Source organism: bacterium (genome assembly GCA_016702305.1).
Lineage (GTDB): Bacteria > Electryoneota > RPQS01 > RPQS01 > RPQS01 > JABWCQ01.
Genome location: JADJEH010000011.1, coordinates 38,518 through 63,502, shown reverse-complemented (window position 1 = coordinate 63,502; position 24,985 = coordinate 38,518). Strand labels below are relative to the sequence as shown.

Annotated in this window: 17 protein-coding genes; 2 read left to right on the top strand and 15 right to left on the bottom strand. The window is 55.4% G+C overall.

Annotated features, from left to right (window positions below):
• Positions 1 to 9: 9 nt before the first annotated feature.
• A complete protein-coding gene (locus tag IPH10_10580; GenBank protein MBK6911354.1) occupies positions 10 to 3,945 on the top strand; it encodes a S8 family serine peptidase in 3,936 nt (1,311 codons plus the stop codon).
• Between the two features lie 144 nt (positions 3,946 to 4,089).
• Here the strand turns inward: IPH10_10580 and IPH10_10575 are convergent, their stop codons facing one another.
• From IPH10_10575 to ettA, 5 genes are all read right to left on the bottom strand, one after another.
• Positions 4,090 to 6,063, bottom strand: a complete 1,974-nt coding sequence (locus IPH10_10575) for a carboxypeptidase regulatory-like domain-containing protein (GenBank protein MBK6911353.1) — start codon at positions 6,061 to 6,063, stop codon at positions 4,090 to 4,092.
• Positions 6,064 to 6,325: 262 nt separating this feature from the next.
• The gene (locus tag IPH10_10570) at positions 6,326 to 9,187 is read right to left on the bottom strand and encodes a hypothetical protein (GenBank protein MBK6911352.1); all 2,862 of its coding nucleotides are present in this window, start codon (positions 9,185 to 9,187) and stop codon (positions 6,326 to 6,328) included.
• A gap of 383 nt (positions 9,188 to 9,570) precedes the next feature.
• On the bottom strand, positions 9,571 to 9,933 hold the full coding sequence (locus tag IPH10_10565; GenBank protein ID MBK6911351.1) for a diguanylate cyclase: 363 nt from the start codon (positions 9,931 to 9,933) through the stop codon (positions 9,571 to 9,573).
• Between the two features lie 33 nt (positions 9,934 to 9,966).
• Positions 9,967 to 11,478 carry a transglutaminase domain-containing protein gene (locus tag IPH10_10560; protein MBK6911350.1) on the bottom strand — a complete coding sequence of 504 codons (1,512 nt, stop codon included), beginning with the start codon at positions 11,476 to 11,478 and terminating at the stop codon, positions 9,967 to 9,969.
• A 67-nt stretch (positions 11,479 to 11,545) separates the two neighbouring features.
• Positions 11,546 to 13,216, bottom strand: coding sequence for an energy-dependent translational throttle protein EttA (ettA, locus tag IPH10_10555; GenBank protein MBK6911349.1), 1,671 nt, complete (start codon positions 13,214 to 13,216; stop codon positions 11,546 to 11,548).
• A gap of 659 nt (positions 13,217 to 13,875) precedes the next feature.
• Between ettA and IPH10_10550 the strand changes: the two genes are divergently transcribed.
• Positions 13,876 to 15,315, top strand: a complete 1,440-nt coding sequence (locus IPH10_10550) for a DUF3365 domain-containing protein (protein ID MBK6911348.1) — start codon at positions 13,876 to 13,878, stop codon at positions 15,313 to 15,315.
• Between the two features lie 763 nt (positions 15,316 to 16,078).
• Here the strand turns inward: IPH10_10550 and IPH10_10545 are convergent.
• The 10 genes from IPH10_10545 to IPH10_10500 form a co-directional block, all read right to left on the bottom strand.
• Positions 16,079 to 16,381 carry a hypothetical protein gene (locus IPH10_10545; protein ID MBK6911347.1) on the bottom strand — a complete coding sequence of 101 codons (303 nt, stop codon included), beginning with the start codon at positions 16,379 to 16,381 and terminating at the stop codon, positions 16,079 to 16,081.
• A gap of 100 nt (positions 16,382 to 16,481) precedes the next feature.
• Complete coding sequence (locus IPH10_10540) at positions 16,482 to 16,757, bottom strand: RNA-binding protein (protein MBK6911346.1); 276 nt, start codon at positions 16,755 to 16,757, stop codon at positions 16,482 to 16,484.
• Positions 16,758 to 16,850: 93 nt separating this feature from the next.
• Positions 16,851 to 16,997 (bottom strand): lmo0937 family membrane protein, encoded by a 147-nt coding sequence (locus IPH10_10535; GenBank protein ID MBK6911345.1) that lies wholly within the window; start codon positions 16,995 to 16,997, stop codon positions 16,851 to 16,853.
• A 39-nt stretch (positions 16,998 to 17,036) separates the two neighbouring features.
• Positions 17,037 to 17,597, bottom strand: coding sequence for an outer membrane beta-barrel protein (locus IPH10_10530; GenBank protein ID MBK6911344.1), 561 nt, complete (start codon positions 17,595 to 17,597; stop codon positions 17,037 to 17,039).
• Between the two features lie 28 nt (positions 17,598 to 17,625).
• On the bottom strand, positions 17,626 to 18,588 hold the full coding sequence (locus IPH10_10525; protein ID MBK6911343.1) for a glycosidase: 963 nt from the start codon (positions 18,586 to 18,588) through the stop codon (positions 17,626 to 17,628).
• Positions 18,585 to 20,870, bottom strand: a complete 2,286-nt coding sequence (locus tag IPH10_10520; GenBank protein MBK6911342.1) for a glycosyltransferase family 4 protein — start codon at positions 20,868 to 20,870, stop codon at positions 18,585 to 18,587. Before IPH10_10520 ends, IPH10_10525 begins: the two co-directional genes overlap by 4 nt.
• A 339-nt stretch (positions 20,871 to 21,209) precedes the next feature.
• Entirely contained in the window at positions 21,210 to 21,776 is a 567-nt protein-coding gene (locus IPH10_10515) for a hypothetical protein (protein MBK6911341.1), read from the bottom strand.
• Between the two features lie 600 nt (positions 21,777 to 22,376).
• Positions 22,377 to 23,939: a PAS domain S-box protein gene (locus tag IPH10_10510; GenBank protein MBK6911340.1), complete on the bottom strand. Its 1,563-nt coding sequence runs from the start codon at positions 23,937 to 23,939 to the stop codon at positions 22,377 to 22,379.
• Between the two features lie 101 nt (positions 23,940 to 24,040).
• A complete protein-coding gene (locus IPH10_10505) occupies positions 24,041 to 24,502 on the bottom strand; it encodes a hypothetical protein (GenBank protein MBK6911339.1) in 462 nt (153 codons plus the stop codon).
• A gap of 68 nt (positions 24,503 to 24,570) precedes the next feature.
• Positions 24,571 to 24,756: a CsbD family protein gene (locus IPH10_10500; protein MBK6911338.1), complete on the bottom strand. Its 186-nt coding sequence runs from the start codon at positions 24,754 to 24,756 to the stop codon at positions 24,571 to 24,573.
• Positions 24,757 to 24,985: the final 229 nt, after the last annotated feature.

Sequence of the window (24,985 nt, the reverse complement as noted above, 5' to 3'; positions counted from 1 at the left end):
GAGTTTAACATGAAATTTGGAATCTCGGGCCGAGGGCTTACCCTCGCCCTGCTGTGCCTGTTGTGTATGCAAACCGCGTTCGCATCCGGTGAGTACACCGTCAGGCTGTGGTCACGCGAATTCAATCCCGCGGAAGACCTTAGCGCACTTTCCACGCTGTCCGTCGAGGCAAGCGTCGAAAGCCCTGTCCACTGCCTATTGCAGCTTTACACCGATCCTGATGATGCGACGCGCAATTCGCTGCAAGGCGCCGGCATCAAGCTGCTCGAACCGTTGGGCGGAAATGCCTGGCTGGCGAGCCTTTCGAATGACATCACGACAGCCTCGGCGTCGTCTTTGGGTTTACGTTGGGCAGGCGAATTGACCGTGGCTGACAAGATGCACAGCCGTGTCGTTAACCGCGAGTTTGAACCCTGGACACATTTCGAGAACGAGATGGAATTGGTGTTCGTGCGCCTGCACGCGGATGTCGCGGGCAACGCCGCCAAGGAGATCGCGGCGCGCTATGGCGCGGAAATGGGTGACTATATTGAAATCATCAACACGTGGGTAATGGCGGTTCATCCGGATCAGTTTGAAGCCATGGCAAGCGAAGACGAAGTGGCCTGGATGGACTTGATGTCACCACCGATGACGGGTGTAAATGATGCGGCGCGGACGCGCGTTGGCGCCGAAACCGTGCAGGCGGCACCTTACAATTTGAACGGCAGCGGCATCAGCGTACTCGTCTATGACGCAGGCATGGTGGACGCGGCACATACCGATTTTTCGGGGCGTTTGACCTTGGGTGAAGCCGGATCAACGGTAGACCACCCGACGCACGTGGCCGGTTCGGTAGGCGGCAGCGGCGCATTATCCGGCGGCCTGTATCGCGGGATGGCACCTGCCTGCAATATTATCTCGATGCAGTATGAGTCGTGCACGCCGAACTGCCTCTACAATAGTCCGCAGGATATTCAGGCAAACTACACCACGGCGCGCAACAGCTACTCGGCTGACCTTGCCACGAACTCCATCGGCGCGAATATCGCGTGGAATGGCTACTCGTGCACGTGGGAAGGCGATTACGAGAGCGTGTCGCAGTTGTTGGACAATATCGTGCGCGGCAGTTTGGGCAGTCCGTTTATCGTGCTGTTCGCGGCCGGCAACGAGCGCGGCGGCGCATGCGGCAGCACCTACAATACGATGGGTGTTCCCGCGAATGCAAAGAACATCATTTCGGTTGGTGCTTCCACGGATGCGGACGGCATGACGACCTTCTCGTCGTGGGGTCCGACGGACGACGGGCGGATCAAGCCCGATGTCTGCGCACCCGGCCTCAATATTCACTCAACACTACCGGGCAATACGTACGGTGACATGAGCGGCACTTCGATGGCCACGCCGATTACGTCGGGCTGTGTGGCGCTGATTCTGCAACAGATGGGTATCTCCTATCCCGGTCTCACACCGCTACCGTCCACGATCAAGGCGCTGCTCATCAATACCGCGCAGGATCTTGGCAATGTTGGCCCCGACTACGTCTACGGTTTCGGCCGCATCAACGTGCAAGCGGCGGTGGATGCGACGATGGAAGGCGGATTCCTGGAGGGCAGTTTGTCCACCGGTCAGACGATGACGCATACGTTCACGGTGCCGGCAGGTACGCCGTCCCTGCGGGTATCGCTGTCGTGGATGGACCCGGCGGCAACTCCGCTGGCAAACCCCACTCTGATCAATGACCTGAATGTGACACTGACCTCGCCGAGCGCGACGGTGTACCTACCGTTCACGCTGACTCCGGCCAGCCCCGCAACTCCCGCGGGAACAGGTGTTGACCACATCAACAACAGCGAGCAGATCGTGGTGGCGAGCCCGGCTGCGGGAACGTGGACGATCACGGTGAATTCGACGACGTTGCCGAGCGGCCCGCAGTCCTACTCACTGGCTTGCTCCGAGAGCATCTTAGGTGGTTATGGCCACGTAGCCGGCGTCGTAACGGACCAAAACACGTTGGCTCCGCTCGCCGGAGTGATCATCCGTAATTTGGCCGGCGCACAAGTGGACACCACGAACGCCAGCGGCGCTTACGATCTGCTGTTGCCGGTCGGCGCGGTGACGCTCGAGTTCAGCAAGTTTGGCTACACGACCTCGAACGAGGGTACTACCGTTATAGACGGAAGTACGGTGACGCTAAACAAGTCATTGGTCTCTGTCCCCAGTGCCGACCTCACGGGTTTCGTGTACAATCCGGCGGCCGCACCTGTTCCGGGCGCGCAGGTTAGTGTAGTTGGCTTTCCGGTGACTCCGGCGACCACAAATGGCTTGGGTGCTTACACACTTAGCCTTCCTATCGGCACGACCTACACGGTCCGCGCGGATGCCACTGGATATGGCGGCGATCAGGATGTAATCGTGTTTGGCGGCGCTATGTCGCATGATTTTAACCTGGCCGTTTTGTCCAACGAAGATTGGGAAACTGGCAACTTCACGCGCTTCCCCTGGACGCAAAGCGGCACTGCACCGTGGACCATCGTTAGCACGGGGCAGCATGCCGGCCTATATTGCGCGAAGTCAGGGGTGATTTCAAACAGTCAGGAATCCAATCTGTCCGTGACCCAAACCGTATTGGTCAGCGGTCCGATTTCGTTCTATTACAAGGTTTCGTCGGAAGCCACCTATGACTTCCTGCGATTTCTGATTGACGGCGTCGAACAGGCATCCTGGTCGGGTGAAGTTGGCTGGGCCCAGGCAAGCTACAACGTAACGGCTGGCGTCCACACATTCATGTGGAAGTACACGAAGGACGTTTCACTCGTGTCCGGCAGCGACGCCGCGTGGGTTGACGACATCGTCTTCCCGACCTTGCAGCCGCCAGCGGAATTTGTCTTGTCCGGCGCGGGAGTTTCGCCCGTTAGCGGCAGCGAGGCTACTCTGTTCACGTATTCGATTCTCTACACCAGCGCCACCAATGTCGCGCCGCTCTCGGCAAATGTGGTGGTGGACGGCTTGCCCTACGCGCTAACGACGCTCGATTTCAGCTACAGCGATGGTTCGGTGTTTTCGTTTGACACGACGCTTGTGACCGGCGCTCATGACTGCTACTTCGAGTTTACGGGCCCGACAACGTCCGTGCGCGTGCCGGAAACCGGCGTGCTGAATATCCCGACCGTGTGGGACTACCAGCAGTGCTATGACTTTGAAGCGAGCACGCAGGGTTGGACACTATCCTACACGGGCGACAACGCTACTGTAGGACTGTGGGAACGCTCGGATCCGGTGGCGACTTTCAACGGCGCGAACATCGTGCAGACGGGCGACGACCATACGTCTGCGCCGGGCATCTACTGCCTGTGCACAGACGGTCGTCAAGGCTCAACGCATAACACCTACGATGTAGACGGCGGCCGCACGACGATTGTGTCGCCCACTTGGGATCTATCGGGCTATGAATCGGCAGCTCTGGACATCTGGTCGTGGTACTCGAACGATCTCGGCAACAATCCCGGGACCGACTCGATTCATATCTGGGCATCGTCGGACAATGGTACGACGTGGACGACCCTGCTTTACACGAACGACGACTGGGAATTCTGGAAAGAAGATCAGTTCCAACTCGAAAACTACGTCGCGTTGACATCGCAGGTAAAGGTGCGCATCAGCGTGGCCGACCTTGGCGGCGGTTCAACGATTGAAGCTGCGGTTGATGACATCTGCCTGTTCGCCCTGAGCCCGCAAACCGTGGGGCCTGTGGACTCCTTGGTTGTATTGGCGGAAGGTCTGGACATGCATCTGTTCTGGACGGCCGCGGAGAACGCAACATCGTATCGCGTTGAAAAGGCCGCCGCGGTAGATGGCGTGTATACGCTTCTGGCCACGGTGCCGGCGCCGACGCTTGAGTACATTGACGCGAACGCCGCAGCGACGGCCAGTGAGTCCGTGTATCACATTGTTGCCGTTCGCTAATTGACCACGAACTGACTGGGAAGACTACGGGCGCGCCATTTGGCGCGCCCGTAGCGTTGACGGCAAGACAAAGGGCTTACCAGAATGTGGTAAGCCCTTTGACGTTTATCCGGCGCGGAGCGACGATGCGGAAACTGAGGACTATTACTTGATGAGCATAATCTTCTGCGTCGCTTTGAAATCGCCGACTGCAATGTGCGCAAAGTAGATGCCGGAAGGTAAATCTCCGGCCGCAAAGTCTAATTTGTGCAAACCGGGCGCATAGGATTTCTCTGTCAAGACCGTGACGATCCGCCCGGCAATGTCGAATACAGAGAGTGTCACCCACGCCGTGGACGGGACTGTGAACTCCAGCACCGTAGTAGCGTTGAATGGATTGGGATAAGCCGTAAGCGAAAAACTCGCGGGCAAGATGGCCGGAGCATTATGGGCATTGAGCACTTGCACCATGACCGGTATAATATCTGATTCGCCCGGACATGAGTTCGTTCGCACGACGAGTTGTCCATCGAACTCATAACGGCTATCGTTGGTCGTATCCGGCGCGACAAGAACTTGAAAGACCGTTGAGTCGCCCGCCGCGATCAATGCCGTGTCCGGCACCACACTCAACCATGTTCCCGGAGGGTTGATTGCCTGAGCGGTGATACCCACTTCCATGGCGCCTGCGCCGGAATTCGCGATGACGAGTGGTATTGACGTCACCGCTTCGTTTTGGACCATCGCATTGAGTGACGTCATTTCATTGAAATACTGCGGGCGGAGAACGTCGAAATCCGCATGTGCGATGGAATCCGGTTCAACGACAACACCGTGCAAAGTATCCCGCGAAAAACATGCGCCTGACACCCCGACATCATATGTGCCATTGGCGACGCGAATCTTGTACGCACCATTCGAGTCCGTCACGGCATGCTGATTTGCGCCGATGATTGAAACAATCGCACCCATCACAGGGCCACCGCTTGCGGCGTCCATGACGAATCCGGAGATCTCAGAGAAGATCAGGCGCAGAACATATCCCTTGCGGGTATTGGACTCGCTGACTTGTCCATACGCCAGTAGACCACCGCTCGGTACCTCGATTGCGCCATAAAGCCCACTCGCGGCCGGACCATGCGCCCACTCCCAAACAACATCGCCGCGGGAGTCAATTGCAAAAACCCAACAGAGGCGGCTGTTCCAACTGATTCCCGACCAGCCCGTTAGAATGGCGCCGCCAGTACGCCGGGCGAGTATTCCACGAATCTGATCTTCAGCTCCGCCATGCGAGTAGCTACGCACGAACAGTGAATCACCGAATTCGCCGGCCTTCGCCAAATAGGCGAGGTTGTTACTGCCGGAAGTTGTTTTTCCACCCCAATAAATGACACTGTCACCGTCAGACAGATCGTAACAGTTGTCCGGCCCAGCAGTGCCGTCGAACGCGGACGACAACAGAGTGCCCACGGAGTCTGTGTGCACGAGCCAGAGATCGAAGTCCCCTGCACCATTGCTTTTGGATGACCCGCCGACGATCAGAGTTCGATCATGCCGTTCCGTGATGCGGTACCCGATATCCACATTGCTGCCGCCAATACTCCTCGTCCACAAGGTGTCAAGACCGGTGTCGCAGAAGAGTAACAACAGATCGGAGTGTATCCCTCCGGTGCCGAGTCCCGCGCCGACGACGGCAAGATTGCCGTTGCGCAGGAGAGCTACATCATTAGCAACGGTTGCACCGCCTGTACCATACACGCGGCTCCAAAGGCTGTCGCCTTCTGAGCTGATAGCCATGAGCAGCAGGTCATTGCCGCTGCTGCCCGCGGCCACGACATCTCCGTTTGGCAGTTCAACACACGAATTGGCGATCATGCGCGCAGAACCGCGAAACGTGCGTGTCCACTGCACATCGCCACCGCTACTGATCCGAGCAATGAGTAGTCGTGAATTCGTCAGGCCGGGATTCGTTTCGCCCACGACGATAAAATCGGCGCTGGAATGCGTCATTGCGTCGTAGATCGCGGGATTGCCGACGGTAGTGATCCTGGCGGACCACAACGTGTCCGGCACCGCGAAGGCCGAGATCGCCGAAATACTCAGAAGTACGAAAAGTGTTGCAGGCCTAAGCCAACGCACAATAGTCCTCGTAACGAGTCCGTGGTGAATCACTCTGCACCGCACTCGCGGCGGTAGATGATCCGTGGTATATACTCATGAGGCGGCGGCCAGAGTCTTGCGCTCTGACCGCCGCTCATTTCACCAATGCATGCTGCTCTCAGAGCAGCGCGTAGTACAGGAGCGCTAACATCGCCAGCAGGACTATTCCTGCGTCGTCCAGGCCCTCTTGCCAAGGCCTTGGAACGACGCCAGGCAAACTGCTCGCGACCGATAATTGCAACTATGGCGTATCCGTGCAGTGACCGGTAACGATGTAGAACATCATACTGTTGCCAGCGGCAGGCTCACTGTAGTACAGATGGTCGTCAGCGACCACCGGCACGATATTATCGGCGACAATCGTCCAACTTAGGTCATCGAACGGCATCCAGTTGGTGTTGGCCCAGATCCGATAGGTGCCGCGCGCAGCGGACGCGGCGTCGGTTGACCACCGGAGTTCTATATTGTCACCCTCGACCATCGCGGTGAGATCGTCCGGAGCGTCAGGCGGCGTGCAGTGCAAGGGACCGTTGTCGTAAACCGTGAGCGTGTAGGCGCCAACTTGCGCGCCATACTTGGCCACCCGAATCAAGAACAGCCCCGGCCCCATATTCGCGGCAACATAGGACCTTGATTCGCCAGGATGCTGTTCGGGAACGTCCCACGAAGGCAGCGGTACAAAGTTGGCATCATCGTCGTTGCACAGGAGCGCAGGACTCACGCAACACTGGCCCTGGCCCTCATAGACGGAAATGTGCATGTCGCTCGTGCCGAGCGCCAGCGCGATCTTTCGAGTTTCGCTTAAGTCCAGCGAATAGAACACGTCGCCGCCCGAAGAACTGTAAGTGAAGCCACCCTCGTCACACGCGTCCGTGCAACTTGCTGCGGCATTCATCGTGGTTCCGGATACGGTAACGGATCCATTGGGAACAAGTGTTAGAGGCGCAGCCGCCGCACACTCATCATTGTCAGGCGGAAGACTGGAAACGGCATTGACATGAATGGTGTATTCGCCGATGCTATTGGGGTCGTACATCGTAACTGAGATGTACCATGTCCCGGCCGGTACGCTGCGCCAGAGACCTGTCATCGCTGTGATCGGTGAACAGAAGCCCCAGTCCACGGCCTCCAGCATGATGCGGTCGCCACACGGACAGCCGTCATAAATCCACGGATTGAAGCTGTGAAAATTCTGGGTGCCGCAATAGTCAATCTGAATGTCCTGCGTTTCCGTGGTTGTGAAGACGTGCCACACCTGCGGGTCGCCCTCCTGCGGGCAGTCGTTCGTGGCATTGACGTTGGTGCCCGTGAATGTCGCAGGCAGCGTCGCCGGCACACCGGCATTTTCACAATGGTCATTCGGCGGATAGATCGGACAGGGATCAGCGCAGGTCAGCAGCGCATCCCAATAACCACCCAGAATATCGCACTCGGGCTCCGTGTACATCGAACAAATGCCGGCGTAGCAGCAGCGGCCCGTGGGTAGTTCACAGGTAACCAGATCGAATGATACGCGATATTCAAACGGCTCAGTGTCCGGAGACGACAGAGCGCCGCCGCGCGTGATACGAATGTAATAGTCGCCGGGCGCAAGGCATGTGGTCGTCATTGACCGCGAGCCGCAAGGCGTCGTCTGAATGCCATTTTGCAGGGGGATCGTTCCGCACGGTGCTTCGAGCAAGGCAGCTTGCAGCGACGTCTCACCGACGTAGGTAACCGTCAGCTCAGCCGGCATCGCGAGTGACAAGCGGTACCAGTCCGTGTCGGCGCGCAATGAACCTGAAATCGAGTCCGTATAGGCAAATGTCCGGCCGTGAACCGTCTGGCCGCCCGCGACATCGTGAAACTGCGGCGCAAACGGAGTGTCGTTGTTGCAGCCGCCATCGGGATCGTTGATCGAGAACGTACCGGGCAGCGGGAACGCCTCGGCCACTTCTTCAACATCACCCGGCTGACTGACCAGGTCGCACGGCCCACAGGTCTGAATCAACAGATCGTAGGAGTAGCAAGGGTGGAGCCAAGTTCCATTGTCAATCATGACATAGTACGTACCTGCGGCAAGCGAGTTGCAGTCCAGCACAAGCGGAATTGACTCGACGATCGTCCAACTGCTGGCCGATGCAATGCATGTCCAATCCGGCGGACAATGGTCGCTGAGTAGGATTCCGGGCATAACCCATTCCTGCGGCGGAGTGTCGGACAGATGCGCGTTGAGGATAATCTCGACGGACGTCTGCGTCGTTAGCGTGAACGAGTAGATAACGTCCGGGCCTTCATCCTGATTGCTCAGGCACGTGGATCCGGAGTAGTTGTTCGAGTAGACGCAGTTCGTTTCATTTACGACACTGAATGGAAGATCCGCGACGACGATCGGGTTGTCACAGTTATCGCCTTGGGGTGCCGGCGCCAGTTCTTCAATGTAGAACGCATAGTCGCCGAAGTCACCGTTCCAGCCGTCGATTACGAAGTAATGCGTTGTTCCGCCCACAAGAGTCACGCGGGCGATCACCGATGACGGCCAGCAGGGCCCGTCGTCGTTGCAGGCAATGGGTACGCCGCCGCAATTATCCGCATAGACCGACAGCTTTGTGTCATACGACGATCCACACATGCTGACGTAATAGTCGCCGGTGGTCGCAGGCGTATAGGAGTAGACAACATCAGGTCCCGCGCCGCTGCCGTCGCATTCAGGGATTTCATCCTGATAACCGAATGTGCTGCCAAAATCCGTGTATGGCACGAAGTCAATCGGTGTCGAGGTCGTGCAATCTTCACCACCCTGATCCAGGCTGCCGCGGCGAACCGCGGGCGGACGTAGCTGTGCGACTCGACTGAGCAGCGCTGGCGCAGGTGCCGCGCCCGCAGTCTTGGCCGCTTGGAACTCGTGGTACAATCCCTGAAGCTCCCGCTGCTCAGCGATCACCTTGGTGATGGCCGGGTCAGTTGACGTTGCCGAGGCACTATTTGGCTCGGCATCGCGCACGTAGGTTACAGTCGCCGATTTGCCATGTGTCGTTTGACTTATGACGGTCGAGGCAGCGAATACCGCCACGACGCTAAGCAGCGCGGCGAGTCCCACAAATAGTCTCATTCGATTCTTCATGTCACGTTCCTTCTTGTATGTTCCTTCTGGCAAGTCCACGGCCTAAATCAGGTACTTGCCGAGCATCGCTAGCGACATATCCTCTTCCATCCTCCATCGCCAATGCCGAACCGGTCCTGTGCACAGGTGCCGCACAATTTGAGGAGTTACTTCGCACCGTTTGCATCCGATGCGGCGGGGTAGTACTCACCTTGTCCAATAAGCTACACAATCGCGCACAGATAAGCAATGCAGATTAGCCAGTCTAAATAGAAAGTTGCACCTCTCCGGACACAATGACAATATTGCATTTATAACTTGATTGATTTTATCAACTATGAAACAAGCGGTCCAAGGTTGCGAGCGCGATTTTCAGGCCTTGGATTGCGGCGAAGACGATGTAATCATCCCTGCGCCGGTTTGCTATTGGCACGCACAAAATGCGGCATGTCAAACGGGATTTCCAATGAGAGTTCGACATAGCCACGATACTCCGCGTTTTCGTACCACGGCATCTGGTAGATCAATTTCTTCACACCGTTCTTCTCGATCGTATAAATGTTCGTCGTCCGTTCAACGAGCATGTCCGCCAGTTGAGACCTGGATGGCTCCGGGTGGCAATCCAGCACGTTTGTGCCGATCAACGCGCCGCCGCCGTCGGCAGCAAATGTCGCCTTGGACTTCTCATTCATCTCCAGTATCATTCCATTGCTATCACAGACCGTGATTGAAATCGGCAATTCGGCGGCCCAACGCTGTTCTGTCATGTTTGTACCCGGTAATGACCTGATCTTGTGGGATTACCACCAGACCTGCTGATTATTTTCGTAAGTGAAGATGCGTTCTTCGCGATCTGAATCCGCGGCCGTCAGCCAATAGATCGCGGCGCTGGGCACATTGTCGAATACGATCGGTTTGTCGTCGGCGGCGACGGTTCCCAGCGTTTGCCAACCGTCGCGCCAGAACTTCAACTCGTAAACGACATCCGGCAAGAAGTTGGTTTTTCGGATGCCATCCGTGGACATTTCGAGAGTCGTTTTCGTAGTCGCGGTCAACTCCATGCGTATCAGATTGGTTGTGTCCGCGATGGTCGGATGCACTGATCCGTCTTCAGCCAGAATAAACGGCGCGCCGACGGGCACGATTTTTCCGTCGCTGAAGCAGGCCGGAAGATAGGCAATACCGACTCCCATGTCAGAAAAGACCGCCGCACCATTTTGCAAACGACTCCAGTGAATCGCTTTCCATTCTCCGGAGTTGAATACGCACAAGTAGCCGATCGTGATCGAGTCCGGCGCCGCAAAGTCTAATGTCACATCACGAACGGTCGTGTAATCGCGCGTTACATCCGTGTAGCTCTTGGAAGAGAGATACTTGGGCAAGTCTTCCGGGATCGCCACCTGGAAGGCCAGATTGTCACGCTGCACCGAATATGTCTTGCGATAGACTTTGGCGAGCTTGTTGGCAAGCTGGTAAGAACCCGGATTGGCTTCCGCGCCCATAAACGGTATCACCTTGCCGTCCGCTGTTACTATTGCGTTCCAAGCATGGTTGTTCCCTGAGTTGGCCCAGTAGGGCGTATAGTCGCTGGTCACCGCCAAGCCATTCGCACGCATCGCATAGATCGTGAGATTAGTCATGTCCTCGCAGCGGCCCAACGTCGTCGAACGCATGTCGGCTAATCCTTGATCCGTAGGATGGTAATAGAAGCGCGGGTCAAAATGAAACCACGACATCAGATCACGATTGATCAGACTCGCGGCCTCAATCGGATCGGCCGGATCCGCCATGAGATTGAAAGCGCTGTCATAGCGACTTGCAAAGAACTCGCGCCACAACTCGAGCGGCTCATTGCTCCCGCGATAGGGCAGAATGTATTCACAGAACTCCGCGAAGCTGAAATCCCGCGCCCAAGGCCGCGACCGCCACGCTGCCATGGCGCGGTCCACATGGTCTATTACGAATTCCGCGGTAATCACGGAGTCATCCATGGTCACGGCGCGCTTCTGGAAATCAAGCGTTCCGCGTGTATTTTCGAGAGTCTTGAAGGAAGATTCCAGATCCGCAAACGTCGCATAGTCGAGCACATCAAAAGCCACAACGGTCCCGGCTGTGTCCGCTAAATCGAAGGTCATGTAGCTATGTCCTTCCATATTCTCAAACAGAAACGTCGCGGCCTTCCTTTTGAGCGAATCATCCGCTTCCGAGTAGTGGTTCAACACCTGATTGAGCACCGGATGCAGCGAAGCTGTCGTTGCGGCGGTTAGCGGAATCAGCACCGCCAGCCACAGAAGCGTGATGTTCCAATGCATGCCTGTTCCGCGATGATTCCCTAAAGCGTTCATTGCATTTACCTCTTTTACTCCATGCGACGGGAAGCTATGCCGTAAGCTTACGATAGAGTGAACGGCGCGGGCGATCGTAGTTCGCCCCCAATTCAGTCCGGCGCTGCTGTTCGTACGCTTCAAAATTGCCTTCAAACCAACGTGCCACTCCGTTGCCTTCGAACGCCAGAATATGCGTGCAAATGCGGTCCAGGAAGAACCGGTCATGACTAATCACCATGACGCAGCCGCTGAAGTCCAACAGCGCGTTCTCCAGCATACGCAGCGTCGTGATATCAAGATCATTGCTCGGTTCGTCAAGAATCAGGAAATTGCCCCCCTTGCGTAGAAGCCTCGCCAAGTGCACGCGATTGCGTTCGCCGCCGGAGAGATTTCCGACGAGCTTCTGCTGATCACCTCCGCGAAAATTGAACTTCGACACGTAAGCACGCGACGAGATTTCCTTGGTGCCCATCATGATTGTGTCGCTGCCGTCAGTAATCTCCTCAAACACCGTTTTCTTGTCGTCAAGATTGTCCCGCATCTGATCCACGTACGAAAGCACGACAGACGGACCTAAGCGTATGGTGCCCGAATCAGGCTGCTGCTCCCCGGTAATCATGCGAAACAGCGTTGATTTACCCGCACCATTGGGTCCGATCACGCCCGTAATGCTGCCCGGCGGAATGAACAGATTCATGCGGTCAATCAGGAGGTTGTCGCCAAAGCTCTTGGTGACTTTCTCGATTTCGAGGACCACATCTCCCAGGTGTGGTCCCGGCGCAATTTGAATGTCCATGTTCTGATTGCTGACTTCAAACACTTCTTTGGAGCGCTTCTCGTACTCCGCAACGTGCTTGTGGCTCTCCGCGAGGCGATCGCGCTGACTAAGTTTGATCCACGCCAGTTCGCGCTTCAATGACGCCAATTTCGCCGACGGCTTCTTGTCGCCGACGTCCATCTGCGCGATCTTCTGTTCGAGCCATGACGAGTAGTTACCTTCCCATGGTATACCCTTGCCCGCGTCCAGCTCCAGAATCCACTTGGTGATATTGTCGAGGAAATAGCGATCGTGGGTGGATATTATCACCGTACCTTCGAATTCACGCAGTTGCTTTTCGAGCCATAACACCGTTTCTGCGTCGAGATGGTTGGTCGGTTCGTCAAGAAGGAGAATATCCGGCTTTTCGATTAGCGCTTTGCAAAGCGCCACGCGCCGACGTTCCCCGCCGGAAATCTGTGATACCAGTAGATCACCGTCCGGCAGGAACAAGGCGTCTGATGCCACTTCCACCTGGTGTTCAAGATTCCAACCATCCACTTTGTCAATTTCGTCTTGCAGCTTCTGCATGCGATCGAGCGCCTTTTCCATGGCATCGCCGTCCATGCTGGCCATGTCCTCGGCGAGTTTATTGTACTTCTCGATCAAGTTCAAAGTCGGACCGAATGCCATTTCGACGTTTTCCCGCACAGTCTTGTCCAAGTCCAGCACAGGCTCCTGAGCAACCAAAACGGCGCGCACTCCTTTGGCTGGTTCAGCGGAGCCTTGAAACTCTCTGTCCAACCCGGCCATGATGCGCAGGAGTGTGGACTTGCCCGATCCATTGTCGCCGACTAACCCGATCTTGGCGCCCGGATAGAAGGCCAAATTTATGTCGTCAAGGACTTTCTCACTGCCATACAGTTTGACGAGATTCTGCATGACAAATATGTACTGTGGTGCCATTACTCTCTTGTGGTTCGTGACGTGACGCTCTGCTTGTTTAACATAGAATATATCGCTTCTTGGGATTTATTGCTCACCGGTGAGCGCGGCACCGCCGGGCCATATCGAACTCTATAGAAATCAGTATATTAGCGGATTGCAGTTCGGCGGCCCCGCACTCGCCCGTCGCCTTGCTGACTCGCCAGCAATCCAGGCTGTAAAACGCTTCGGGCGCAATGTGCTGCGCGGTGCCAACGGGGAGCAATTGTGGAATGCCCGGACCCGGCCATATGACGACCTGATCGCCCCAGACTGATTCTTCGGCAACAACGGTTAGCGCGGCACGAAATGGCCGCCAACACACGATGACACCGAGGGAAATACTTTTAGCCAGCGGTTCTTTTTAACCGCGCTTGAGCATTGACGACCCTATTCAAATCCAATGCCTGCCTGATCAAGCAGATATTTGTGTTTGTGAAATGCGGAAAATACTGTGTCTTCCTTGGAGCATGAAAGGGAAAGAATGTCCACAACAACTACTGGTGAAGCACTCGGGTCATGCTTACTTCGCGACGTTTCTGGGCAAATTATGAACACTTTTTCCAAAAGCGAGATTCGAGAACTTCGGCGGATACTCATGCGATAGTCGGCACGCGAGTTGCCAAAGGAGTGAACAAGCCGTGAATGTTCATGAAAAGGAGTACACAATGCTGGGGTTTGGAGTATTGTCACACCGTACCAAGATTGTCGTCATCGGTTTGACGTTGACATGTTCTTTGATGTTAATACTGTTTTCAGTCTATTACTTTCAGTCATCAAGTCAACTGCGCGCTATGTATGTGGACAAAGCGCGGGCGATTTGTGTTGCGACTGAAGCAGCCAACGCCATGCTGGCCGAAAACGCCAGTGCGGATGATCACTGGGCGATGGCACGCAAAATGGCTAGCGAAGGAGGTTATCAATTTATGACTCCTGTCGCGGAACCGGAGAACAAGGAAAACAAAGCCAATGCCAAGCAAAGCGAAATTTTGCAGCGCATCGTGGCGAACAACTTGGCCGAGCATGTCGAAATCGATGATGAAGACGGCCATCTCTGCTATTTTCGGCCGATTCATCTTGAAAAAAGCTGTCTCGACTGCCATACTTCCAATCAAAAGGTAGGCGGCAAACCGATTCACGGTGCCATTGAGATCCGCCAGTCATTGGACCCTAAGCAAGCAGCATTGGCTAAAATGCGACTGAACGGTATTCTTACATTGTGTGGGATCGGATTTATTTCACTCTGCCTGATGAGCCTCGTGTACTTCAGGGTTGTGACAGTTTCCATCAATCGGCCGGCGGAACTAATCACGATGAGCTTAAACGAGGGGTCGGATCAGATTACAGCGGCAGCAAATGAACTCTCGGGCGCGAGCCAATCTTTGGCAGCGGCATCACATGACGAAGACACTGGGCTTAAGGAGACTTCAGAGGCCGTGACCCAGCTCAGCAACAGAACGTCGGAAAATGCTCGGCACGCCGAGATGGCTCGAGAATTGGTTGAAAAGTCCATGTCGAAGACTCGGCTTGCCACTGAGCGCGCCGAGAGCATGGAAACATCCATGCAGCAAATTCGTGAGGCGTCACGGCAGACTTCCGCAATTGTCCGGACCATTGACGAAATCGCGTTTCAAACGAACTTGCTCGCCCTGAACGCGGCGGTGGAAGCAGCGCGAGCAGGCGAAGCAGGCAAAGGCTTCGCCGTAGTCGCCGAAGAGGTGCGCAACTTGGCACGACGAAGCGCTGAATCCGCAAAGAATACCGCTGATCTGATTCAGAGCACCGTAGCCAGCGTGGAAGCGGGATCAGGAGTTGTCTTGGCGCTGCGTGACGCCCTGTCTGAAGTCAAGATGTCTGCGGAGGAGATCAATAGCCTAGTCAACGATATCGCAGAAGCAGCTGAGTCCCAGCATCGCGACATTGATGTAGTCAACAGTTCAATGGCCACGATCAAGTCAGCTTCCTCCTCTAACTCATCATCAAGTGAACGAACTGCAGCTGCTGCAGAGGAGTTATCGGCACAATCAGAATCACTGCGGACAAGCGTGCGCGACCTGGTCCATCTGATACACGGCCGTTAAACTAGTTTGATTGTCAGAATGAAAGCCCCCGCGATTCTCTCGCGGGGGCTTCTATCGTTGAGCTAGCCCTGAAGACTGTACCACTTTGGAAGTTAGTGATTGGCAGCACATTCGGAAGGTACAAAGGCCTGAATGGACAGAGATAAGTACCGTCCGAAGCAGACGATGCCGATACTTCGCGAAGCGGAGGTCGAGATCGGGAACGAGATGGCGGTGCGTGAAGTGTGCCGGAAGCTGGGGTTTCGGTAAACACGTATTACCACTGGCGGCGGGAGCACTTGGGGTTGACGACGAATTCGCACGGCACCAATCGACGATGGGTACCTGTGCGGCGATTCGACGATACCGAACTGGCATTGCTGGTGAATGTTCATTAGCGTGTCAATATGGCCCGATGGCTATCGCATCGTCACCGCGCTGATCCGGTTGACTTGTTGGTGTGTCAATCACAGACGCTACGTTCGTGACAAAAGGCCAACGGCAGGCCGTTGCGAGTATTGACCATACTGGAATGAGTATACGCGGGAGTGCTTGGACTTGCCTGTCGCCTGACCGATCACAGCGGATGATGTGCTGTTACCTTTGCAAGATATGATCGCCCTTCCCAACGCATAGTTGGCCGATCAGGATCATGTGCAATAGAAAGAGGGTGATTTGAATTGTTGGTGGTTCAGGAAGACATGAAGCCCATTGGACTGTTCCGACGTGCTTGCTTCTTATCTGTGTGACACCAGTGGACTGCGCACCCATACTGACCGGCAGCTTACCGGATCGGCCGCCGCTGCCGCATGTCAGTTTCTGCCGCCCAGAATTTCTCGGCTTCCTTCTCCATTTTCTTCAGGCGCGTGTAGTAGTCCGGAAACTCCTTCAAGTGCGCCCAAGCGATACGACCAGTCTGCAGCGGATCATCATGGGTTACATCCGTCTGCGGATCGCGCGCACCGTGCTCAAGCTCGACGTCTAAACCCATGCGAAATTCCTCGACCGGGAACATGTTCCAGTCCACGCCGAGAAGGTCACCAATTCTCTTGGCTTCCGTGAATTCTATCATCGTTGTATTTGCCATTCTGCACTCCGTTATGTTGGACCTGCCCTCACCACACGAAAGCCGGTAACGCAAGGGGCGAACAACGCGTTCGCCCCATGTCCATGCTGTCTGCGAAGCTTTAGTAGCGGTCGTGGCTTGAGCCGCGATCGCCCTTCGGCTTTGCTTCATTGACCGTCATCTTGCGTCCTTGCGTGTTCATGTCGTTCAGAGCGGCGATGGCCACCTTAGCTTCAGCGTCATTGGGCATTTCGACAAAACCGAAGCCCTTGCTGTCGCCGCTAGCGCGGTCTTTGACGAGGCTCGCGCGATCTACCTTGCCATGCGCTTCAAACATGTTTCTCAGGTCAGATTCCGTCATGTCAAATGACAGGTTACCCGCATAAATATTAACCATTGTTAGATCCTTTCTGGACTTGGGTATGGTACCCATATGTTACGGTCGAAAATGTTTCCATGCTGTGCGTGTCGGCGGCTGCCTGCGCGAAAATCAGGTTAGCCGTTTGCCCTGTACCATCCGCACGATGAATACTATGAGGGCGATGACCAGCAGAATGTGGATCAAGCTGCCGACCGGGTAGACTACAAACCCGAGCAGCCAAAGCACCAGCAGCACGACGACGATTGTCCAAATCATGTTGGATTCCTTTGGGGTATGCATTGCGATTCCACTGGTCTATTTCAAGACGTAGAGCAGATTAAACATGAGCGCCGTTTGATCCGGGTCCGCGAAATCAAGCTGCACTTGCAGTTGTCCGGTCCAGCGCTCCGCGATTTGATGCTCAACACCGCCGTCTACGTAGAGTCCAAGTTTGTTGTCATCAGAGTTGCTATAGTTGGGCGCGTTGCTGTAGTCCCACGAGTAGAAGTGCAGACCAAGACCACCGCCCGCATAGGGCTCCCAATCACCTTCAATGAAGTGATAGTCCACGCCTGTGCGCACGATTATGTCGCGCAATGTCCAGTCGTACCGGTCGTTGAAGTAACGATACTCGCGCCCAGTGGACCAGAAGCTCAAGGAGCCGTTCCAATGCAGTTGGCGAACAAATTCGCCGAATTCCATTGCGGCGCCGAATTCTACGGCACCGTCTAAGTCGTTGCCCGGATCAACGAAGCCCAGACGTGGACCAATTGCTTTGAAGCCGATGTTGCTCTCGGCGGAAGCGGTTGCAGCGATTGCAAGCAGCATGATGCTTACCCCAAGAATAGCCACACTCTTGCCTAAGTTCTTACTCATTGTCTTTACCCTTTTTCTTTCAATTGGACTATGTGATGTTAGTTTGGTTTTGAGACTGTCGTTCCAGCCACTTCAGCATCGTCTTCACGCTGCCGGTGGCAAGTGCAATACTGGTGTCGGCGGCGCCGTAGTAGAGATTGAGACTATCGCCGTCCGCTGCGATGGTGTAGCCACACGGGAATACCACATTGCCCACGTCCCCGTGCTGTTCGTATGGTTCCTGCGGCCCAAAGATCCACTCGTCACCGCGACTCAGACACACTTCCGGCTTGTTGATGTCAAAGAGCGCAAGCCCGAGGCGGTACATGCAACCGGCCGCTGACTGTCGCACACCGTGGTAGATGACGAGCCAGCCATGTGGCGTTTCAATCGGTGGAGGCGACAAGCCAATTTTGTTAGCATCCCACCACGCGCCGCGCCGGGCTTCCATCATCAGCTTGTGTCCGCCCCAGTTCTGCAGGTCTGGCGAGTATGAAATCCACATGTGGGCGCGCGGCGCGCTTACCGGACGGTGGATGACTGCCCATTGACCGTCTATGCGGCGTGGGAGGAGTGCAGCGTCTTTGTCCTCGGGCGGCATGATTACGCCCAACCGTTCAAAGGTCACAAAGTCGTCCGTGAACGCCAACGCGACGCCGGGCCCGTCGCGACTATAGGCTGTGTAGACAATGGCGTATTTGTTCAGCTCAGGTACATACGTAATGCGCGGATCTTCGATTCCCCATAGCTCCTCGGGAAATCGCTCCGGGTCCGCTGCCAGCGTCGGCGTCGCGTCAATGACCCAGTTGTCCACTCCGTTCGCAGAGCGCGCCGCGCTGAAATGCGAATGACCGCGCCGATCCTCCACTCGACAAAGGAGCAGCGTCGTTCCGTCCTTCAACAGGACAGCGGCGGGATTGAACACGCTGTTGACAGGATATGGCCAATTGTCCGCGGTTAGGATCGGGTTGCTCTTACTTCGCTGAAAAAGATCCGAGTAGCGTTCCGTCATGATTTGCGCGCCTCTTTAGATTCCAAGCTGTGTTCTTCAAGGCGGAGCTCGAGCAGCGCTTGCAGAAACGCCAACGATGACTCGGCTCCTTGATTTTCGTTCAGGCGATTTGCGTGCAAACCGTCACGACAACCGCCGGTCAGCGGGTCGTAAATCTGCAAGTTTAAGTCGTTGCGTCCCAGAAACCATTCGAATGCACGGCGCGCTTCGTTGCGCCAGCGCTTGTCTCCCGTTGTACGGTGCGCCTCGAGGCATGCCGATACCATGGCTTGTGCTTCAACAGGCTGTTGATCAAAGCGGGCGCGATGTCCGCCGCGCCGATAGAAACCATTGGACCCGATCGGCACGAAGTGACCGGTCCCGGCTTCGGCTCGTTGCAAGTCCGCCAACCACGTCAATGACTCAATTCCGATTCGAGTGAGCTCGTCGTTTGCCATCGTGTGCCCGCAGAGCAGCATTGCGTGCGGAAGAACGGCGTTGCAATAGGTTAACTCATCTTCAAACCATTTCCAGTCATCCCCTGAGTTGGCGCGATAGAGTTCCAGCAGCCGCGCCGCCAGTTCATCTTGAAACTGACTTGCGTTGCGGTCGCCCGAAAAGCGGCGGAGATATTCGTGTATGCCGATGATTGCAAACGCCCAGGCGCGCGGACTTGAAGTTTCGTGGATCGCCGGCAGTGCTTGCTCAAACATCCACCCTGCCATGCTATGCAGAGCCGGCGTGTTGAAACGGCCTAACACCGTCCCCAATGCAAGCAGCGTGCGGCCGTGACTGTCATCCGACCCGCTATGCTCTTCCAGCCATGTACGCTGGTAGTTCATGAAATTCCGAAAGCGGCCGGTCGTAGGATTAAACGCGTACCACACGAACGAGAGATAGCGTGAGGCAAGGTCAAAAGCCTCACCGCGGCCGACTTCGTCGAGCAACGTACTAACCATCAGCGCCCGCGCGTTGTCATCGGTGGTGTAACCTTCGTGGTAGTTGGGCACCGTGAAGACAGCGTGCTGCAGCATGCCGGTTTCGTCTGTCATGTGCCGCAAATGGTCGAGTTTAAGCGGCGGTAATTCGCTCGGCCGCTTGTCCGCTGATCGGGCGATAAACGCCGGAGACATGGAATGCCGGCGTTCCGAGTGTGCGCGTTTAAACGTCGCCATATAGCTGCGCGCCACTACGGGCCAGATCATCTCTCGCCCAAACATGTACGCGCGCTTCCGCATGGAGTGGCGTCGTGGTTCATTCTCCAGGAGTTCAATAACCTGTTCGGCCAGCGCGGCGGGGTCGCGAAACGGAATCAGCACGCCGCGCTCGTCGGCGAGCATCTCCTCAGCGTACCAATACGGCGTGGAAACCACGGCTTTGCCTGCGCCAAGCGTATAGGCCAGTACACCGGATGTACTCTGCGCGGCGTTCAGGTAGGGCGTGATGTAGATATCAGCGGCGCCAATGAATTCTATCAGTTCATCCAAGCTGACAAAGCGATTGTAGAACATGACGTGTGCTTCAACGCCCTTCTCTTCTGCCATGAGTTGCAGGGATAGACGATACGATTCCCCCTCGCGCCGCTTGACATGCGGGTGCGTTGCACCGAGAATCAGGTACACCACATTTGGAAAGCGATCAAGAATTGCCGGTAGCGCCGCGATGACGTTCTCGAGTCCTTTGTTCGCAGAAAGCAAACCAAAGCTCAGCAGGACGATTTTTCCTTCTACTCCAAACACGTCCTTATGGAAGCTCGGATCAACAAATGGCAAGTCCGGTATGCCGTGCGGGATCATGTCAATCACTTCCGGCGCAACCCCAAACACCGTCTGCAGGTCGGTCCGACCGCGTTCGCTCATGACCACAATCCTGTCAGACAGCGTCGCAATTTCTTGCAAGACTCTTTTCTGGTCCGGGTCGGGATGCTGCAGAATTGTGTGAAACGTCGTGACGATTGGCATGCGAAGTTCGCGCAACAAAGCCAGGATATGGCTGCCGACTTGTCCGCCGAAGATTCCGTATTCGTGCTGCAAGCAAACTAAGTCAACATTGTTAATATTCAAGAAGTCCGCGGCACGGCGATAGGAGTCTATGTCTTTTTCGGTAAGTTCGAACCGCACTCGAGGCGGGTACGCATAGCCGGCCTCAGTATCATTGACGGGAATGGCGATGTACGTTGTATCTGTAAAGGTGTTCGCCACGGATTCGCAGAGGTCGGTCGTAAACGTCGCAATTCCACATTGACGCGGCGCGTAGTTGCCGATGAAGGCGATGCGTTTTAGCGGTGAGTTATTTACTGTCATTAGTTGGCCAAGAGTGGTGAGGCGCTTGCATTCTGCTTACGGATAGGATTGGGAATCGGTTGCCATCGGATGTATGCTATTGCGGTCAAAGTTGTCGGCGGCCCAACTTTCGGTCTTGTACTGGCAAATCCCAACGACTTTCGACGGACGATACAGTGTCTAGTCGTTTTCGCGGTGACATTGCGTTCTTTCAATTTCTGATCGCCAGCGGTGGTTCGAAGGTTTGCTACTTGTTCCAATACCGGGATGCCGCGGTCACGACAATCCAGGCTGCGAGGACAAGCAGGCCGGTTGGCACGAGCCAGCCGAGAACGATACTGCGTAAGCTCCAATCGGTCATCATTGTGGCCTCGCAATGTGTCCGTCGGTTAGCGTGGCGTTGTTCGCCGCCACACCAGGTATGACAACAGGTCCACTCTCGATCGCTTCTTCAGCCTGAAGTGTCTTTTGTTCGATTCGCACCCTGCGGAGATCAAGTCGCGCCTGCTCCTGCAGGATCTCGAGAGTGTTGATTTCATTCTGAAGTCGTTCGGCCTTCTTGCTGAGCACGGGCTTGGTCGTCCGTCCCCAGTTGAAGAAACGGTCCAACAGCCAGACTATAAGGGCCATCGCGGCCAGCATAAGCAGAAATCCGTAGTCCCGCGGCTTCCGTTGTGCGGTATCAATTTGCTTGCTGATTGTACCGGGAATGACTGTGGTGACATTGGTGGCTATCATTTGAGGTTTCTGTGGATTAGATTGTTCATCATTATTGATTTGTTGCATGTCCGAAAGGCTGAGGACGAGTGCCGGGTGTGGTTGATGCAATTGCAAGCGCCTGGTGTTCAGTACGCGATTGGCACTTTTCGTCGGCAATGCGGGCAGAGAATTTTCTCTTTGGGCATCATTGCGCGGCAATGAGGACACGGTCTTTTGGATCCTGACACCCACAGCAAAAGAAGCACGATCCCGGCTAGTATGAAGCCGATAAGAAGGACATTCGTTACGCTGGTCATTGCTTCTACTCCAGTGTGTTGTGCGACGAGGCTCGTTAATCGCGCGCTTTGTGTTTGACGCTGTCTGCCGACGGTTCGTTTATGAGCAGTCCACGTTTGAGAATGGTGGAGAGCGTCAGCTTCCATTCCTCCCATACAGTTTCGTCATGACAGTCACGCTCGTTGATCATCGAAATCAGTGGTGCAAGGTAGATCGCGCTTTAGCCATCCGCCAAAAGGCACTCGCGGACGGGCTCGATAGGCGAGTCGATCTCTGCCCTGCCGGCGACGGTGCCACCCTTTGGATTGCCGACCGGAGTCGCGGTCAATGGTTCCAGGTTTGATGGGTCACTAGCCAACCGATCAGAGTTCTCGTGGTGTGCAGCTGTCACAACTTGCGACCTTTTGGCGTATGTAGGCAAGATCGCCCAACTCAAAAGGACTCCAAGTATTACGGATGTGATTTCAGTGCATCTTTCTCTCAGTGTAGTGAAATTGACAAGTTCTCTACTCGCCGCAGTTCAAAGACAGGTTACGATTCATCCGCTTGTTGGCTATTGAGCAGCCGCCTTACTTCCGATGTCAAGTCTGTAAGACGAAAAGGTTTCTGCAAGAACGCGTCTGCGCCGGCCACGAGCAGGGACCGTACTTTGTCGTTCAAGTCGTACCCGCTGCTGATAATGACTTTGCAATCCGGTCTGGCTTGCTTGAGCAGCGCAAACGCCTTCGCGCCGTCCATAACCGGCATTGCCATGTCCAGTACGACAAGGTGAATGTCGCCAGCGAACTCTTCGGACACGCGCAGGGCTTCCGCTCCGTCTCGCGCCGTCAACACATGATAGCCGTTGGCCTCCAGTATGCGGCGGTTAAGCATCAGCAACTGCGCCTCATCATCTACGACAAGAATTGTCTCACTTCCGCGCAACTCACCACTTGGTACTACAGGGATCTCGATGGATTCACGAGTAGTCGAGGGCAAGTAGATTGTGACAACGGCGCCTTTGCCCGGTGGACTGGATGCCGTGACATGACCGCCGTGATTCTTCGAAATGCCGTAAACTGCAGCTAATCCGAGGCCGCGCCCTAGACCCTTAGTCGAGTAAAACGGCTTAAAGGCGTTCGCGATCACATCTTCGGACATGCCATGACCGCTATCGGATACTGTGACCACGACATGTTGTCCTGGCCTAAGTCCGCCATGTTCCGCGACCGTTTGCTCAGTCAGAACAGCGTTGCACGTCTTGATTAAGATGCGCCCCTGTCCGTCGACCGCTTCGATAGCGTTCTTGATTAGATTGTGCAAGGCATGCGCCATCTGCGTTGGATCCGCCACTACGCTGTTCAGATCGGCCGCCAGTTCCTGTTTAATAGTAACGCCTTGAGGAACGTGCGCTATCTGGAGCCCGAGAACCTGTTGGACAATGTTATTCATGTTGACAACGGCTGATTCGTAACGGCCTCCTTGGGCGAAGGCGAGCAGCTCTTGCGCCAACCGTCCCGCGAGCTGCGCGGAACCAAGGATAACATCAACGCTGCCCATCGCCGCGGGACGATCGCGGAATTCCATCGCGAGCAGCTCCGCATGCCCTAACACCGCGGCCATCAGGTTATTCAGATCGTGGGCCACTCCGCCGGCTAGCAGGGTTGTAGCTTCCATATTGGAGAGGGCGCGCAGTGCGTCATCCGTGCGTTTCTGGGACGTGATGTCTCGTGCGATTGTCGCAACTCCTGAAATGGTTCCATACTCATCCAGCAGGGGCGACATCGTTAACGCGACTACTTGGGTCTGCCCGTATTTCCGGATCTGTGTCGTTTCAAAATTCAGAAGTCGCTCGCCGGCTTTGATCCGCAGTATCTTGGCAGGAAATTCGTCCTCGGCGCCTTTGGGCGCCAGCATTGATATGTTTCGGCCAATGGCTTCAGCAGTAGTGTATCCGTAGAGTGCTTCTGCGCCGATATTCCAACTATCGATTGTGCCGTCCACGGCAAGACCGATAATGGCATCCGATGTCGACTCTGCAAGCGCCGCGAGTTTCAGAGCGGCAGACGTTTGTGCTTGATTTGCAGCGTCAGTTATCCGTTGCTCGTCGTTCATCGAAATCTCCGACTTCTCCTTTGTGTCTCCGACAATCCACCGGTGCGCCGCCGTGAGTGTATGCTTGGTAACACACGACTCACGACTCGCACGGCAATGCGTTACTTCTCGTTGTTGACTGCGAAGTCCTTAAGTGCCGAACCCAGTTCATCCATGTCGTGGCTGAACTCGTTCTTGAATTGTTCCCATGAGCTTTTCCCGGTTTCGGGATAGTTCACGAGCCTCGCCTTCAACTCCTTGTTCTTGAGTTCCAGCGCGTCGATCTTCTTGTCGTATTCGGCGCGACGTTTGCCATTCGCACCTGACATGCGAGCTTTGTAATCCGCGATGGCTTTGTCGTTCGCCATGATCTTCACTTCCGCGTTGCTCTTGAAGCTGAGCCACTCAACCTGCTTGGCAGCTTCTGTCTGTTCTGCGACGGCGACTTTCACATCCTTCTTGAGGTCCACAACTTCGGCCTTGGCGTCGGCGAGCTTCTGCTCGGACGTCTGCGAACAGCCGACAATCGTTGCTATTGAAGCCACCGCAACCGCTAACACTACGACCTTAAAGTGCTTTTTCATCTGTGAGTCTTTCTTCTAGTTGCCCGATCTGCTTACCATGGACCGTCCATCCGGGTCCCGTGGAGTCGCTAAATCTTCTTAATGATTTCGCGCAATTGCGCCTTAGTTCGTCCGAGTTTCGTTTGGAGCCGCCCCAAGAGTTCCTCTTCCTTGCCTTCCATGAACATCAGATCGTTGTCGGTCAGGTGGCCGAACTTCTGCTTGAGTTTTCCTGTGACTTCAAGCCATGTCCCACTGAACGTGAGTTTTTCCATTTTATCCTCGTTTGCTTGTGTGGCCAGATCGCGAGCAACTGACGACACGATTATCTACTTATTCCAATACCGGGACGCGGCGGTAATGACGAGCCAAGCTGCCAGTACGAGCGCGCCGGTCGAATTAGCCAGCCGAACACGATCCTGCGTAAGCTCCAATCAGTCATCATTGTGGCCTTGGGACGTGGCCGTTGTTTGACCGTGGGCTTTCGGTTGCCGCGGGCGGCTC